Source organism: Vibrio sp. nBUS_14 (assembly GCF_051201655.1).
Classification (GTDB): Bacteria; Pseudomonadota; Gammaproteobacteria; order Enterobacterales; family Vibrionaceae; genus Vibrio.
The window spans coordinates 210,068-224,368 of the sequence record NZ_CP179206.1 but is presented as its reverse complement, the minus strand read 5'-3'; the positions used below and the strand labels follow the sequence as shown (position 1 = coordinate 224,368).

Here is a 14,301-nt window from a genome sequence, read left to right as displayed (position 1 = left end):
CTAGTGACTCAATAATCTATCAAAAAATTCCAGATGCTTCTTCACTGTCACTCGTGAACTAAAGCTTTCATCTAGGCGCTTCTTAGCCGCTTCACTCATGGCTGTGCACTTGGCCTTGTCTTGTGCGAGCTTGTCCATAGCCTCACCCAACGCTTTAGCGTCTCCCGTAGGGACAATATAACCCGTTTCACCCTCTACAACGAGTTCAGGAGCACCACCGGTAGTTGTCACTACTGAGGTTGTGCCATTTGCCATCGCTTCGACAATCGTACGTGGTAGGCCCTCTCCGCTGATCGATGGCTGAACTTGAAAGTCTGCCATACACATAATTGAAGGGATGTCAGTACGATGACCAATGTAGTGAATGCGCTCACTCATAGGACTTGCTTTCATCTCATCAAAATGAGGCTCGTAGCCGCTGCCCGCTAAGATCAAATGGAAGTTCGGTGCAGTAATGTATTTGGTCGCCTCAAGTAAGACAGAGATGCCCTTACTTGGCCTTACGTGCGCTGCAGTAATCGCAACTACATCTTCTTCACTCAAACCAAATTCAGAGCGCTCAGTTGGTGGTACCTTGTACCAATCCAACTCGTGTCCTTTGTATATGGTAACAACGTTATCTTTGTTCTTCCAAACACGCTTAACCACATCTTGTCGAACCGCTTCAGAAACACAAACTATACCGTCTACACGAGGGTGAAGTTGCGTTAAATAAGCACTAGGATCATGTCGGTATAACCCGCCAGTTGTACCTCGATAAACGACTAACTTAACGTTAAAACCAATACACGCAAACGCCGCATTAGGTATCGTCTTTGAGTTAAAAGCATAGCAGATGTCGTAATCATGCGTTTTCAGCTCGTGGCGAATCTTTTTAATGGTATCAAAACAAATTTTACGCTTTGGATAACCATCAACGACTCGAATACCGTACTCTTCTAACTTTGAGACATGCTCAGACTCACCTTGGGTCATGATAGTGACTTGGTGACCTTGACGGGCAAGCTCAATAAAGATTGCAGCTTCAGGGCGTAAACTATTCCATGCATGTAAGTAAGATGCACAAACTAAAATCTTCATCTCTCAGTTCCTATTTGGCTTGGTCTTTTGAGCGGTCATCTGAACGGTTTTCAAGAATCCACAAACCGACATATTTATTGAAATTCACTTGAGCGTAAGTCATCGCCATAATGAAGCCGACACTGCCATCCATAAAGCCACGGCGAATGATATAGACAAGGAAAAACGTCCACATGGCTCGTAATAGCGCCAAGAATAATCCATATGATTTCTTGCCTTTACGATGGTACTTTTGCGAGCCAAGCCAAGCGTACTGCGCTGCTTTATCTAGGCCGTGACCATAATCACGATGGGTGTAATGAAGAAGAAACCCCTTCAATATCCCTGTCGAGCCTTGCTCAGGAACGACTGTCTCGTGAACCTCGTCTAACGTATATCGAGAACCTTCTTTCTTGAACAACCTTAAGACTGCGCGAGCACTGCGGCCATGTTTTAGAGTCGTGCCATAGAGAGTCACTCCCCAAGGCAGTTTGTAAGCAGTGTGTTTGATTTGATCTTGTTTTAATAATTCAACAAGAGCCTTGCTCATTTCTGGGTCTAAAGCTTCATCCGCATCGATTGATAACACCCAATCACATGTCGCTTTATCTAGCGCTCGTTGCTTTTGCTTACCAAAGCCTGGCCAATCTGTGATGGTCACGTTGTCTGTGTATTTATGGCATATCTCAACGGTTGCATCCGTTGACCCACTGTCTAACACAATCAGCTCATCGGCAATATCAACCACAGATTTAAGGCAAGTTTCAATTCGGTCTTCTTCATTCTTGGTAATAACAATGACAGACAGGGTATGTTTTCTCATTATTCAGCCCTAGAATTTCCAATAGTTTAATGATTTACGGATTTTAAAGTTACGAATCCAATTTTTTGGCTTGTTATCTTGCCAGTCGCTTTCTAGCACATCAGTAATAGCGTTAAGAACTCTAGCCGACGATTGCCCATCTAAATATGGCGTTATTGACGGGCCGTAATGAGCGATGGCTTTATCTCTGTCTTCATCAGGTAGCATTGCTTGCTTAATTGCCGACTCTAACTGTTCAGCCTGAGCAATATTAATGAAGCTCGCTTGAGGATCTCGGTTGTTTACCGTAACAACAGGCTTATTGAGCAACAAGAATTCCTGAAATATCGATGAGTTGTCACACACCATAACATCAGCACGATGCTGCATTTCAATCACTCGGTCATTATCGAAAAAGAGAAGATTATCCCCTTCCAATGCCTGATATTTCGTTCTCGTCTCTTGATTCATTTTGGGATGAAGAGTCACTAACCATTGCCACTGGCTTTGTTGGCTTAGGCGCTTAAGCTCTTCATAAACCAATTCCGCACACGATAAGCTTGGCGAAAAAGTGGAAGCGAACAGAATTTGAGGTCTCTCATGACGGTTCTCACTAGCTTGATAATTCAACAAGCTATCGAGCTTCAGCCACCCGGTCTCTTTGACTTGAAAATAGCCGCGCTGCTTAGCTAGCGGTTCAAGCGAGCTTGTTCTTTCATGTCCTTCAGTGCAATACAAATCAAATAGACCACGCTCAGGGTATAAGTTCCCTCGTTTACTCTCATTCAAACCATGAAACACTTGCACCTTCAACCCTGGAATAAACGCAGGAACGCGATCACCGGGCACTAAAACAGCTAAAGGGTTAAAGGAGACAGCTTCAACTAAAGAGACGCTCTGCTCTTGATCCAGTAAAAGGTGTTCAGAAGCATCTTCACCAACAAGCAACCACTTAACCTCATGGCCGAGTTGCTTCGCGTAATCATAGAATGGGCGAAGAATAGCAAATGAATAGTTTTGCTCGACGTAGAGCAAGAAACGATAGGTTTGATCGGTTTGCATAAGCGATGAGATAAAATTCACCATGTCCGTTTGAAATTGCAACTAAGCATTTAATTATAACGCTCTTTACTTTCGAGATTGAAGAAAATACTCTTCTCGATACTGATTTTACCTTTTGGTGTCACTGTTCTTATGCTTATACGACTTTTCTATACTCTCATATTGTCATTAGCCTCTCCGCTACTGCTGTATGGGCTTTATAAGAGCAAACCAGGAAAACCCAGTTTTGGTCAGCGTTGGAAAGAACATTTCGGCATCACGCCGCAAACTCAAGGTAAGAATCCTATCTGGATTCATGCTGTGTCGGTTGGTGAATCTATTGCTGCAATACCGATCATTAAACAATTGAAGCTGCGAGATCCAAATCAAGCCATCATTGTTACCACCACAACCAGCACGGGTGCTGAACAGATAGACAAGCTTGGTGATTTGGTCGAGTATCGCTACATGCCGATTGATTTTTCTTGGTGTGTTCGGGGTTTCTTGAAGACTGTTCAGCCTAAACAGATGCTAATCATGGAAACCGAATTATGGCCAAACACACTGCACTGCGTCGCGAAAGCTGGCATCCCTATTTCGGTACTCAACGCTCGCCTGTCTGAACGCTCATGCCGGCGCTATGCTACATTCCAAACCGTCTTTAACCTTCTAGCTAAAAACCTCTCTCAAGTACTTTGCCAATACCCAAGTGATGCTGAGCGTTTTGTACGATTAGGGTTAGATAAAGCATCTGTGCATGTGACTGGGTCGATCAAGTTTGATATTGAAGTTTCAGCTGAACAAGCATCAAAAGGCAAAGCGTTACGTGAACAAATTGGCTTTGAACGCTGTGTGTGGATAGCAGCCAGCACTCATCAAGGCGAAGATGAACTTATCTTAGACGCTCATCAACAGCTCCTTAAAGACAACTCTAAGACCTTACTGATGATTGTGCCTCGTCATCCAGAGAGATTTAATCAAGTGACGGGATTGGCTAAACAACACCAATTCAACACCATCACTCGAACGAGTCAGCAACCCATCACCTCTGATGTTGAAGTGTATATTGCGGATACGATGGGAGAAATGTTGGTATTGCTCGGCGGATCTGATGTGTGCTTTATGGGAGGAAGCCTTGTGGGCGATAAGGTAGGTGGCCACAATCTTCTAGAGCCGGCAGCACTACAGTTACCTTTACTCAACGGCCCTAGTTATTTTAACTTCAGCGAGATCACTGACAAGCTACTGGAAGCCAATGCCGTCACTATTTGTCACAACAGTAATGAAATTGCAGACCAACTTAGAGCGCTGCTCACACACCCCAAATTACGTAAAGAAAAAGGCTTAGCGGCTTTTCAAGTGATTGAGCAAAACAGAGGGGCGTTGGATAAAACTTTGGCATACATTCTTAATTAATGGCCTTCTTAGCTAATGGCTATTATTAACTAGTCATCACTCTTAACTAATAGCCATTCTTAGCTAGTCACCACTCTAAACTGACAGCGATTAACCTTGGTAGCCTTGCAATAACAGTTCCCAATCCGATTCTTGCCATTGAATCTGGCGCTTGTTCACTTCTTTCAAGAACGAGCGCTTTAAGCGATTCAAGTTGCCTTCTTTCCAGTCATCACCCGCTTGCTGACCACACTTATCAAAGTCAATAATCCACACCTTTTGCGAATCATCAAGCAAGATATTATGAATATTGAGATCGGTATGATTCACCCCTGCATCGTGCATCTTGCGTATCTCTTGGCCAATTCGACGATAAACATCCGCATCTATCGGGCCATTGACCAAGACATCAACCAGATCCTTGGCGTTGGGAATTCGTTCAGACATTAAGTCTGCTCGATAAAGTCGTCCACTTTTCGTCGCTCTAGCGGCGATAGGTCGCGGGACATTTACACCAGCGTTAGCCAGTACATTTAAAACATTAACTTCCATCGCACAGCGCGTACCTTCCCAATCAGAGAAATGATATTGGTCTTCGATTAGCTTCCCAAACAACCCGCCACGTCGATAATGACGCAATGCAGCTTGTATCCCATCAAGCTGAATGAACCATGTGGTACCACGTCCTTGAGCACTGCCTGAAATAGCCTCACGTTGCTGCCAGTATTCAGCTTCAAAAATCTGAACGATATCATCCTCTGGCACCTGACTCAGAAGCTCAGGGTTATACCAAATTGTTTGGTTCTTAGTACTAATCGTTTCCATCTATGAGGCCTTTGGGTCGCTTTTCGTCATTGCTATTTTACAACTAATGCGAGTATCTGCATAATTCTGATGTTATTCAATTTTTCGGACTCTTTATGCCACTGTTCTCAACTGCACCTCAATCTCTTTGCATACTTCGCCTCTCCGCGATTGGCGATGTTTGTCATGCTATTTCGGTGGTTCAAGCCATCCAGAAGCAGTGGCCTGAAACGAAAATCACTTGGATAACCGGGAAAATAGAAGCCATGCTGATCGGCGACCTGCCGGGTATTGAAGTGATTGTTTTCGATAAGAAACAAGGCTTCAAAGGAATGCGTGAACTATGGCGCAAATTGTCAGATCGTAAATTTGATGCGCTGCTACACATGCAAGCCGCACTCAGAGCCAGTGTACTTTCCTGGGGAATAAAGGCGAAATGTAAGGTAGGGTTTGGCAAAAACCGTACTCGTGAAATGCAGTCACTCTTTACTGATCGCCATCTGCCTATTTCAGACAAGTTTCATGTATTAGATAACTTTGCCGAGTTTGCTCGCTACATTGGTGTGCCCTTCGATAAACCTCAATGGGATATTCCTTTAACACCGGAAGATGAGCAACTAGCCATTGATACTATGGCAGACAAACCGACCTTGGTTATCTCCCCTGCAGCAAGCAAAGATTCACGTAACTGGTTAACTGATCGATATGCCGCTATTGCCGATTATGCTGTCGAACAAGGCATGCAAGTAGTGTTATGTGGTTCTCCGGTACCAAGAGAAGTTAACCTGGGTAACGATATCGAAACATTATGCCAGCCACCAATCAATAACTTGATTGGCAAAACGAACTTGAAGCAACTGACTGCCGTACTGAAACATGCAACGGTGGTATTGGCACCAGATACTGGCCCAGCCCACTTGGCAACCACGCAGTCAACGCCTGTAATCGGCTTGTACGCACACAGTGATCCTCGAAGAACAGGCCCTTACAACGATCTCGATATCGTAGCAAGTGTTTATCAACAGCATGTAGAGGCGCAACAAGGTAAGCCAGTGAAAGACCTTCCATGGGGAACCCGTGCCAAAGGCGATGATCTTATGAAAGACATAACTGTCGACATGGTCAAACAGCAACTCGACAAAGTATTAAACTCTATTAAAACATCAAGCAAGGACAGCTAATATGACCACACACGTTATCTACCCAGGCACTTTCGATCCGGTAACCAACGGTCATCTCGATATTATCGTCCGTGCAGCAAGCATGTTTGATCATATCACCGTCGGTGTCGCCGCGAGCCCAAGCAAAAAAACCATGTTTAAGTTAGATGAACGAGTAGAGCTTTTACGCGATGCTGTGTCTCATTTACCTAACGTATCTGTTGAAGGCTTTTCTGGTTTACTTGTCGATTTTGCCAAAGAACAGAAAGCTGACGTATTGGTGCGGGGCTTAAGAACAACCATGGACTTTGAGTACGAATTCGGTCTCACTAGCATGTATCGCAAGCTCCTACCCGGCCTTGAAAGCGTGTTCCTAACCCCTTCGGAAGAGTATGCCTTCCTATCTTCGACAATTGTTCGTGAAGTGGCTATCCATGGTGGGGATATAAGTCAGTTTGTACCACAAAGGGTGGCAGATGAAATTAAGCTCAAAACGACTAACTAATCCTCCAAGAACCAAAAATAATATGCGTTCATTGAACGCATGTTTTAGTAGATTTAATAGCAAACTAAAAACTTCTCAGGACAGGGTTAAGGTCTCAACAAAGGTTGCGTATTCAAAAGGCATTTGAAGAGGTCATGGATCAAAGTTACTTCGTGGTAGTTCTTCATTGAAATGAATCCGTTTTTCTCTAACGTTAGAGTGAATTGTTCTTTCTAAAGTTAGAATCTCTTAGAAAACGAACAACCATTACAACAAGTCTAAGTGAGTGATAACATATCGCTCTCATATATGAATACATACAATTTATGAAAGCATACTGCATTACTTTAAAGGCAACGATAACCGACAAATATCAACAGCTGATGCTCTGAAAAGTGTTCAAGTAGATTTTGAATTTTTCATTGGAGTAGATGCAAGAGTTGACGAACATCCTTTGCTATCAAGAATTCACGACAAAAAGTTTTTATACAATATGGGGAGAACACATGCGATTGGGGAAGTTGGATGTTATGCCAGCCATTACCTTATTTGGCAAAAATGTGTAGAGCTCAATGAACCCATACTAGTATTCGAAGATCATGCCAGTATTGACGCAAACATATTTCGTAATACGCTAGCTATCGCAGAGCAGCATATTGAGCAGTGTGGTTTTATTCGCTTACAAGACAGTAAGAACAAACTACATTACTCAGTTAGCACGTACGATGTACAACATCTTGTAAAGTATTTGAAGGTTCCTCAAGGGACCGCTTGTTACGCGATATCTCCCAAAGCTGCGCATGCTTTCATCGAACAAAGTTCAACGTTCAATTATCCAGTTGATGTATTCTTACGGAATACTTGGGGTCACAAACACCCCATGTTTGGTGTTTTACCTTCGGGTTTACAACGGAGTAAGCAACCATCAATCATAGGTAAACGTAAACATAGAGGTCAGAAAAACTATTTAGTTAAAGTGATGAAAGCGAGCAATAAAATAAAAAGCATGACACTCAATCTAGCTACAAATGCTTATCACTTATTTAGCTTAAGCTGCAAGTACCCCCCTAAATTAAAACGGTAAAACAAAAATAGCGCTCATTGAGCGCTATTTTTAATTCGAAACCATTAATTACTACAGCGAGTAGTAGGCTTTATACCAATCCGCGAATGCTTTGGCACCTTCTTGGATTTTAACTTGAGGCTTATAGCCTACTGCTTCAAACAGATCTTCAGTATCGGCGTAAGTTGCGTATACATCACCCGGTTGTATTGGCATGAAGTTTTTCTTCGCTTCGATGCCTAAAGCCGTTTCCAATGCTTCAACGTAATCCATCAATTTAACTGGGCTACCATGACCAATGTTGAATACACGATATGGTGCTGAGCTGGTTGCTGGTGAACCTTGCTCTACTGTCCAATCTGGCTGTTTTGCTGGAATTCGATCTTGTACACGAATAATGCCTTCAACGATGTCATCGATATAAGTGAAGTCGCGCATCATGTCGCCATTGTTATAGATGTCGATCTGTTTACCCGCCACGATTAAGTTCGCAAACTTGAACATCGCCATATCAGGGCGACTCCAAGGGCCGTAAACCGTAAAGAAACGTAGACCGGTCGTCGGTACGTCATATAAATGAGAATAGGTATGCGCCATTAGCTCATTCGACTTCTTGGTCGCAGCGTATAGTGAGATCGGGTGATCAACACTGTCTGCTGTGTGGAACGGCATCTTTTGGTTCAAGCCATAAACTGAGCTTGATGAAGCATAAACGAGGTGTTCAACCTTGTTATGGCGACAGCCTTCAAGAATAGCTAAGTGGCCGACAAGGTTGCTATCGGCATACGCCATTGGATTATCAATTGAGTAACGAACGCCAGCTTGCGCTGCTAAATGAATCACACGGTCAAACTTTTGCTCAGCAAATAGCTTTGCCATACCTTCTCTATCAGCAAGATCCAGTTCGATAAAAGTCAGGTTTTCATGCTCGATACGTTTCAGACGGTTATGCTTTAAAGAGACTTCATAGTAGTCATTTAAGTTATCAATACCGATAACTTCATGTCCTGCCGCACATAGTCGCTCTGACACTGCAGAGCCAATAAAGCCAGCAACACCCGTTACTAAATATTTCATTCTACTATTCTCAATTCATATAATTATTGCAATTGTAGCTACTAGACTGCATATCTACTAGCTTAAAAAAGTGAACATAGGTTCAGTTTTTCTATACCTGACATTGAGAGCAAAAAAACGTATTCCGCTGTCCGATTTTTTGCTCTTCAAGTTTCTCACCACAACTCGGGCACTTTTCTCCCGCTTTCCCGTAGACTTGCAGCTCTTGAGCGAAATACCCCGGCTTGCCATCTGCTTGGGCGAAATCTTTTAGTGTGGTGCCGCCTTGTTTGATGGCGGTGGCGAGTACTTGTTTGATCTCTTTAGTTAACAAGACCCACTCTTCTTTTGTCACTTTGCTCGCAGGGCGTAGAGGATGAATTCGTGAAGAAAACAGCGCTTCATTGGCGTAGATATTTCCCACACCGACCACCACTTTGTTGTCCATGATGAACTGTTTGACGGCAACCTTACGCTTTTCTGCCTTTTCAGCAATGTAGACAGCGTTGAAGTCGTCAGTTAGTGGCTCAGGGCCAGAGCCGAGTAACACAGTATGTATCTCATCAGGCGCCGACCAGAGCCATGCACCAAACCGACGCGGATCGTTGTAGCGTAATACTTTGCCATTGGTAAGTTTGAGATCCACGTGATCGTGTTTTGCTGGCGGGAAATCGGCATCTAATATGCGCAGTGAACCCGACATACCGAGATGAACAATCGCTGTGCCTGTATCGGTTTCAATCAATAGGTATTTAGCACGACGCGAGATAGATCGAATTACCTGCCCTTCTAATCGCTTAAGTTCTTGTGGGATATCCCAGCGCAGCTTAGGTGTTCGAAAAGTCAGGGATTTAATCTTCTCACCGACTAAATGAGGCGAGATCCCCATCCGGCTTACTTCAACTTCGGGTAATTCAGGCATAGTTAGTCGTCCGATTTAGATGGGTTGTCTGGTATAGATAGTGTGGCTACTTTAAAGAGATGGTCTGATTTAAATGACTGGTCTGAGCCAAAGCTTGGAAACAAGTAGCTCTCTTCAATAGACACCGCCAACCACTGATCATTCCAGTTTTTTAGCAACCAGAACTGAGGCAGTTGATAATAGGTAATACGCTGTGGCTCTTCTTGGTCTTGATACCACACTTCAATGGTGTGTGGCGTATTCAGTTGTGGTGAGAGGTCGGTATAGGTTTGAGAATCGACTTCGGTGCCCACAAGCTCTTTCCAACGCTGCGACAACTCTTGCGCACTGATAGTTTGAGGAACTGTTGTCTCTTTAAATTGATAAACCCAATGATCGTCTTCTTGCACTACCGACCACTTAGCAAAATGTAAGGCTTGAAGTTCTGCTGTTGGGTTTAAGAGGTAAGGATAAGGACTGCTTACCTGAAGTTCAGGCTCAGGTTCGATAAGGTACGTTTTAATCAATGTTGGCAGGTTTAACACCCCAATAAAAGCGATCACGCTTAACATGAGTATGTTATTCCACCGACGTCCACGATATCTCATCTGATTCTGCTCATCTAACCTATTGAGGGTTCAGTATATCGTGAAAATGGCGACACATTCTATGCTGAGTAATTTTCGATCCTATAAGCCCATCGATAAGTGTAATGTCTGTAAGGCAGGTGCCAAATTGAGCCAACAATATTTAAATGCTTAAATGCTTAAATGCTTACGCCTCTCAAAAGCACTGACTCTTCTCGAAAAAGCTCAAGCTTCTCAAAAAACCTCAGGTTTCTCAAAATACTGGGGCTTCCCAAATTTTGGGCATAAAAAAACCCAGCCATAAGCTGGGTTTTTAATTTATTCTTCTATAAAGAAGAGACAAAGGGGCTATCAATTACTTGATTTTAGCTTCTTTGTACATAACGTGCTGGCGAACTACTGGATCAAACTTTTTGATCTCAAATTTGCCTGGCATGTTACGCTTGTTCTTGTCAGTTGTGTAGAAGTGACCAGTTCCAGCAGAAGATACTAGACGGATTTTCTCACGAATGCCTTTAGCCATTGCTTAATTCCTCTTAAACGTTTTCGCCACGTGCACGGATATCAACAAGAACAGCATCAATGCCTTTCTTATCAATAATACGCATGCCTTTAGCAGTTAGACGTAGTTTAACAAAACGTTTTTCGCTCTCTACCCAGAAACGGTGAGTTTGTAGGTTCGGCAGAAAACGACGCTTGGTAGCATTGCGTGCGTGTGAACGGTTGTTACCCGTTACTGGACGCTTACCAGTTACTTGACATACTCGGGACATGAATGTCTCTCCAAATCGTTTCAGCTCGATATCAACCTTGGTGGCCGAACCTCTCTATCAATTCTGAAAATAGAGGTAAAAACCATAATGGAAAATCCATTCAAGGCTATCAAAGGTCGCGTATTATACTAACTTGACATGCATTGCTCAAGACCCGAACAGATCCTTTTTAAGGATTTCGTGATCTTTTTTTGAACAGGGCAGCTATTTGAGTAATCAGAGCTGATTTAAGGTTCTAAAATGTGGGCGGAATGATAGCAGATTTATCGCAACTAACAACCTAAATTGTGATTCAAATCCATCCGCGCTCTGCAAAAGAGATAACTTCGCCATCTCCAACCACAAAATGGTCGAGAATTCGAATGTCCACCAGCGCCAATGCGTCGGTTAATCTGCGTGTAATTCGCCTATCGGCTTGGCTTGGCTCTGCGACACCAGAAGGATGGTTGTGCGCTAGGATTAATGCAGCTGCATTATGATGAAGTGCCCGTTTCACTACTTCTCTCGGGTAAACTGATGCGGCATCGATGGTTCCTTCAAACATCACTTCATCCTTTATTACTCTGTTTTGGTTATCTAAGAACAATATATAGAAGGCTTCTCGCTGGCGATCACGCAATATACTTGAAAGATACAACTTGGTATGGCTTGGGCTAGTGAGTGCATCGCCTCGAGATAAAGTTTCGGCCAAATAACGTTGCGTCATCTCTAAAACGGCCTGCAATTGGACATATTTCGCCTGCCCCATCCCTTTGTGGACACAAAACTCAGTCTCGGTTGCAGAAAAAAGTTGGCGCAGCGAACCAAAATCTTTGATCAACTTGTCAGATAGTTCTAAAACGTTCATTCCTTGTGTGCCGGTTCGAAGAAATATCGCTAACAACTCCGCATCACTCAAAGAATCAGGCCCTCTATTTAATAGCTTTTCTCTCGGCATCGACTCAACAGGTATTTTACTTATCGGCATATAAAGTCTATTTAGGGTCATGAATACGACCCAACACCTTAATGAGTTCGTCAACAGAGATCCTTCGATAGAGATAAAAGGGAACGAGTCGCTAGCAAAATCGTGTAATTGATAAGTTTGACAATAACAATTTAATGAGCATCAAGTCTGTTCCGATTCTGCTTCTAGGCACTCATCCTTTGTTCTGATATCGTTAGCCCAGAGAAATTAAGGAACAGAATCATGCAAACATTGGTTAATCAACTGGATAACGCTGACCTACAAGGCCTCGCTGGGAAAAAAATCCTACTTGGCATTAGTGGTGGTATCGCTGCGTATAAATGTGCCGAACTGACTCGACGCTTAATTGAACGTGGTGCGCAGGTACAAGTCGTGATGACGAATGCAGCCAAGGAGTTCATCACTCCGCTCACCATGCAAGCCGTCTCTGGAAGGCCAGTGTCTGATAGTTTGCTTGATCCTGCTGCGGAAGCCTCCATGGGGCACATCGAACTGGCGAAATGGGCTGACCTAGTCTTATTAGCACCCGCCACTGCAGATCTGATTGCACGCATGACCGCAGGCATGGGTAACGACCTACTGACCACTTTGGTTTTAGCAACCGATGCGACAGTTGCGGTATCTCCTGCAATGAATCAACAAATGTACAGCAACCCGGCAACTCAAGAGAACATCGCCACACTAAAACGTCGTGGCTGTGAGATCTGGGGGCCTGCTGCGGGCGAACAAGCCTGTGGTGATGTCGGCATGGGCCGCATGCTAGAACCAATGCAGCTCGTGCACCGTTGCGAAGACTTCTTCCAACCTAAACCGCTTGCTGGCCGTTCGGTGTTAATTACGGCAGGTCCAACTCGTGAAGCCATCGATCCGGTGCGTTACATTACTAACCACAGCTCTGGCAAGATGGGTTATGCACTGGCTGAAGCGGCCGCTAAACAAGGCGCAACGGTGACTCTAATCAGTGGCCCTGTTTCATTAGCGACGCCAAACAAGGTTAATCGTATTGATGTCGATAGCGCACAACAGATGTTTGATGCCGTTATCGCTAACGCCGCCCAGCACGATATTTTCATTAGCTGCGCTGCGGTTGCCGATTACCGCCCTGAGACCATTGCAGACCAGAAGCTTAAAAAGGTCGATGGTAAAGATGACATGACCATTCAAATGGTTAAGAACCCAGACATTGTCGCTTCTGTTGCTTCAATGACGGAAGGCCGTCCATTTACCGTAGGCTTCGCTGCAGAAACTCAAGATGTAGAGAAGTACGCGCGCGGCAAACTGGAAAGAAAGAACCTCGATATGATTTGTGCTAATGATGTCTCTGTCGAAGGCCAAGGCTTCAATAGCAGCAGTAATGAATTGCACCTTTATTGGAAAGACGGTGATAAATCTCTGCCACTGGATAGCAAAGACACACTTGGTTTCCAGATCCTCGATCAGATCCAACAGCTTATTGGTGCATAAACGCACACATTTGCTCTGACAATCTGCTGACACCTCTCGATTCTGTTGACCTAGGGCTCACAAAACTAGGAAACAGAATTGAATGGTGTTTATAATCCTGCTTCACTCAATCCTCATCTTTAGGAAAGGAAGTAAATAGATGGCTGGTACTCGAAAATCAAACCGTCGTGAAGAAATCCTACAAGCTCTCGCACAAATGTTGGAATCGACCGAAGGTGCTTCTCGTATCACAACGGTAAAGTTGGCCAAGCAAGTCGGCGTATCTGAAGCTGCGCTCTACCGCCATTTCCCAAGCAAAGCTCGCATGTTTGAAGGCCTAATAGAGTTCATTGAAGAAGCGTTGATGTCTCGAATCAACCGTATTCTCGATGAAGAAAAAGACACGCTTGAACGTATCCGCCTCGTGATGCAACTTATCTTAGCCTTTTCTGAACGCAACCCTGGTTTGACTCGTATTTTGTCGGGCCATGCCCTGATGTTTGAGAATGAGCGCCTGCGTGAACGCATCAATCAGCTTTTTGAGCGTATTGAGACTCAACTTCGCCAGATCTTGCGTGAAAGGAAGCTTCGTGAGGGGAAATCGTTCCCGGTTGATGAGAAGATCTTAGCGGCTCAACTGCTCGGTCAGGTTGAAGGCAGCTTGAATCGATTTGTACGTTCTGACTTCAAATATCAACCGACAGAAAACTTTGATGCTTATTGGGCACTGCTGAGCGCTCAGATTAAGTAGCAATCAAATTAAGTA

15 protein-coding genes and 1 pseudogene are annotated in these 14,301 nt (G+C 44.0%); 6 read left to right on the top strand and 10 right to left on the bottom strand.

Features of this window, described 5'->3' with window-relative positions; translation table 11 throughout:
• From ACMAZD_RS01045 to ACMAZD_RS01035, 3 genes are read right to left on the bottom strand one after another with little or no spacing between them, the layout of a single operon-like run.
• A complete protein-coding gene (locus tag ACMAZD_RS01045; protein ID WP_435248238.1) occupies positions 1-1,080 on the bottom strand; it encodes a glycosyltransferase family 4 protein in 1,080 nt (359 codons plus the stop codon).
• 10 nt (positions 1,081-1,090) lie between these two features.
• Positions 1,091-1,882: a glycosyltransferase family 2 protein gene (locus ACMAZD_RS01040; protein ID WP_435248237.1), complete on the bottom strand. Its 792-nt coding sequence runs from the start codon at positions 1,880-1,882 to the stop codon at positions 1,091-1,093.
• Between the two features lie 9 nt (positions 1,883-1,891).
• Complete coding sequence (locus ACMAZD_RS01035; RefSeq protein WP_435249310.1) at positions 1,892-2,923, bottom strand: CDP-glycerol glycerophosphotransferase family protein; 1,032 nt, start codon at positions 2,921-2,923, stop codon at positions 1,892-1,894.
• Positions 2,924-3,055: 132 nt separating this feature from the next.
• Here ACMAZD_RS01035 and waaA point away from each other — a divergent pair, with 132 nt between their 5' ends.
• Positions 3,056-4,318, top strand: a complete 1,263-nt coding sequence (gene waaA, locus ACMAZD_RS01030) for a lipid IV(A) 3-deoxy-D-manno-octulosonic acid transferase (protein WP_435248236.1) — start codon at positions 3,056-3,058, stop codon at positions 4,316-4,318.
• A gap of 90 nt (positions 4,319-4,408) precedes the next feature.
• On the opposite strand, the gene ACMAZD_RS01025 is transcribed toward waaA, so the two are convergent.
• Positions 4,409-5,122 (bottom strand): 3-deoxy-D-manno-octulosonic acid kinase, encoded by a 714-nt coding sequence (locus tag ACMAZD_RS01025; protein WP_435248235.1) that lies wholly within the window; start codon positions 5,120-5,122, stop codon positions 4,409-4,411.
• 95 nt (positions 5,123-5,217) lie between these two features.
• On the opposite strand from ACMAZD_RS01025, the gene ACMAZD_RS01020 reads away from it, so the two are divergent.
• The 3 genes and pseudogenes from ACMAZD_RS01020 to ACMAZD_RS01010 all read left to right on the top strand — a co-directional run bounded on the left by ACMAZD_RS01020 (position 5,218) and on the right by ACMAZD_RS01010 (position 7,829).
• Positions 5,218-6,282, top strand: coding sequence for a glycosyltransferase family 9 protein (locus ACMAZD_RS01020; protein WP_435248234.1), 1,065 nt, complete (start codon positions 5,218-5,220; stop codon positions 6,280-6,282).
• A 1-nt stretch (position 6,283) separates the two neighbouring features.
• A complete protein-coding gene (coaD, locus tag ACMAZD_RS01015; RefSeq protein ID WP_435248233.1) occupies positions 6,284-6,766 on the top strand; it encodes a pantetheine-phosphate adenylyltransferase in 483 nt (160 codons plus the stop codon).
• Positions 6,767-7,071: 305 nt separating this feature from the next.
• Positions 7,072-7,829: pseudogene (locus tag ACMAZD_RS01010) on the top strand (glycosyltransferase family 25 protein).
• A 51-nt stretch (positions 7,830-7,880) separates the two neighbouring features.
• Here ACMAZD_RS01010 and ACMAZD_RS01005 read toward each other — a convergent pair.
• The 6 genes from ACMAZD_RS01005 to radC all read right to left on the bottom strand — a co-directional run bounded on the left by ACMAZD_RS01005 (position 7,881) and on the right by radC (position 12,092).
• Entirely contained in the window at positions 7,881-8,885 is a 1,005-nt protein-coding gene (locus ACMAZD_RS01005; RefSeq protein WP_435248232.1) for an NAD-dependent epimerase, read from the bottom strand.
• A 91-nt stretch (positions 8,886-8,976) separates the two neighbouring features.
• Positions 8,977-9,786, bottom strand: a complete 810-nt coding sequence (gene mutM, locus ACMAZD_RS01000; protein WP_435248231.1) for a bifunctional DNA-formamidopyrimidine glycosylase/DNA-(apurinic or apyrimidinic site) lyase — start codon at positions 9,784-9,786, stop codon at positions 8,977-8,979.
• 2 nt (positions 9,787-9,788) lie between these two features.
• A complete protein-coding gene (locus ACMAZD_RS00995) occupies positions 9,789-10,373 on the bottom strand; it encodes a hypothetical protein (protein ID WP_435248230.1) in 585 nt (194 codons plus the stop codon).
• A 334-nt stretch (positions 10,374-10,707) separates the two neighbouring features.
• Positions 10,708-10,875 carry a 50S ribosomal protein L33 gene (rpmG, locus tag ACMAZD_RS00990; RefSeq protein ID WP_002535344.1) on the bottom strand — a complete coding sequence of 56 codons (168 nt, stop codon included), beginning with the start codon at positions 10,873-10,875 and terminating at the stop codon, positions 10,708-10,710.
• Between the two features lie 13 nt (positions 10,876-10,888).
• Positions 10,889-11,125 carry a 50S ribosomal protein L28 gene (gene rpmB, locus ACMAZD_RS00985; RefSeq protein ID WP_004728407.1) on the bottom strand — a complete coding sequence of 79 codons (237 nt, stop codon included), beginning with the start codon at positions 11,123-11,125 and terminating at the stop codon, positions 10,889-10,891.
• A gap of 292 nt (positions 11,126-11,417) precedes the next feature.
• A complete protein-coding gene (gene radC / locus ACMAZD_RS00980) occupies positions 11,418-12,092 on the bottom strand; it encodes a RadC family protein (RefSeq protein WP_435248229.1) in 675 nt (224 codons plus the stop codon).
• Positions 12,093-12,314: 222 nt separating this feature from the next.
• Between radC and coaBC the strand changes: the two genes are divergently transcribed.
• Together coaBC and slmA are read left to right on the top strand one after the other, a co-directional pair.
• Positions 12,315-13,556, top strand: coding sequence for a bifunctional phosphopantothenoylcysteine decarboxylase/phosphopantothenate--cysteine ligase CoaBC (gene coaBC, locus ACMAZD_RS00975; RefSeq protein WP_435248228.1), 1,242 nt, complete (start codon positions 12,315-12,317; stop codon positions 13,554-13,556).
• 139 nt (positions 13,557-13,695) lie between these two features.
• The gene (slmA, locus tag ACMAZD_RS00970; RefSeq protein WP_435248227.1) at positions 13,696-14,286 is read left to right on the top strand and encodes a nucleoid occlusion factor SlmA; all 591 of its coding nucleotides are present in this window, start codon (positions 13,696-13,698) and stop codon (positions 14,284-14,286) included.
• Positions 14,287-14,301 lie beyond the last annotated feature (15 nt).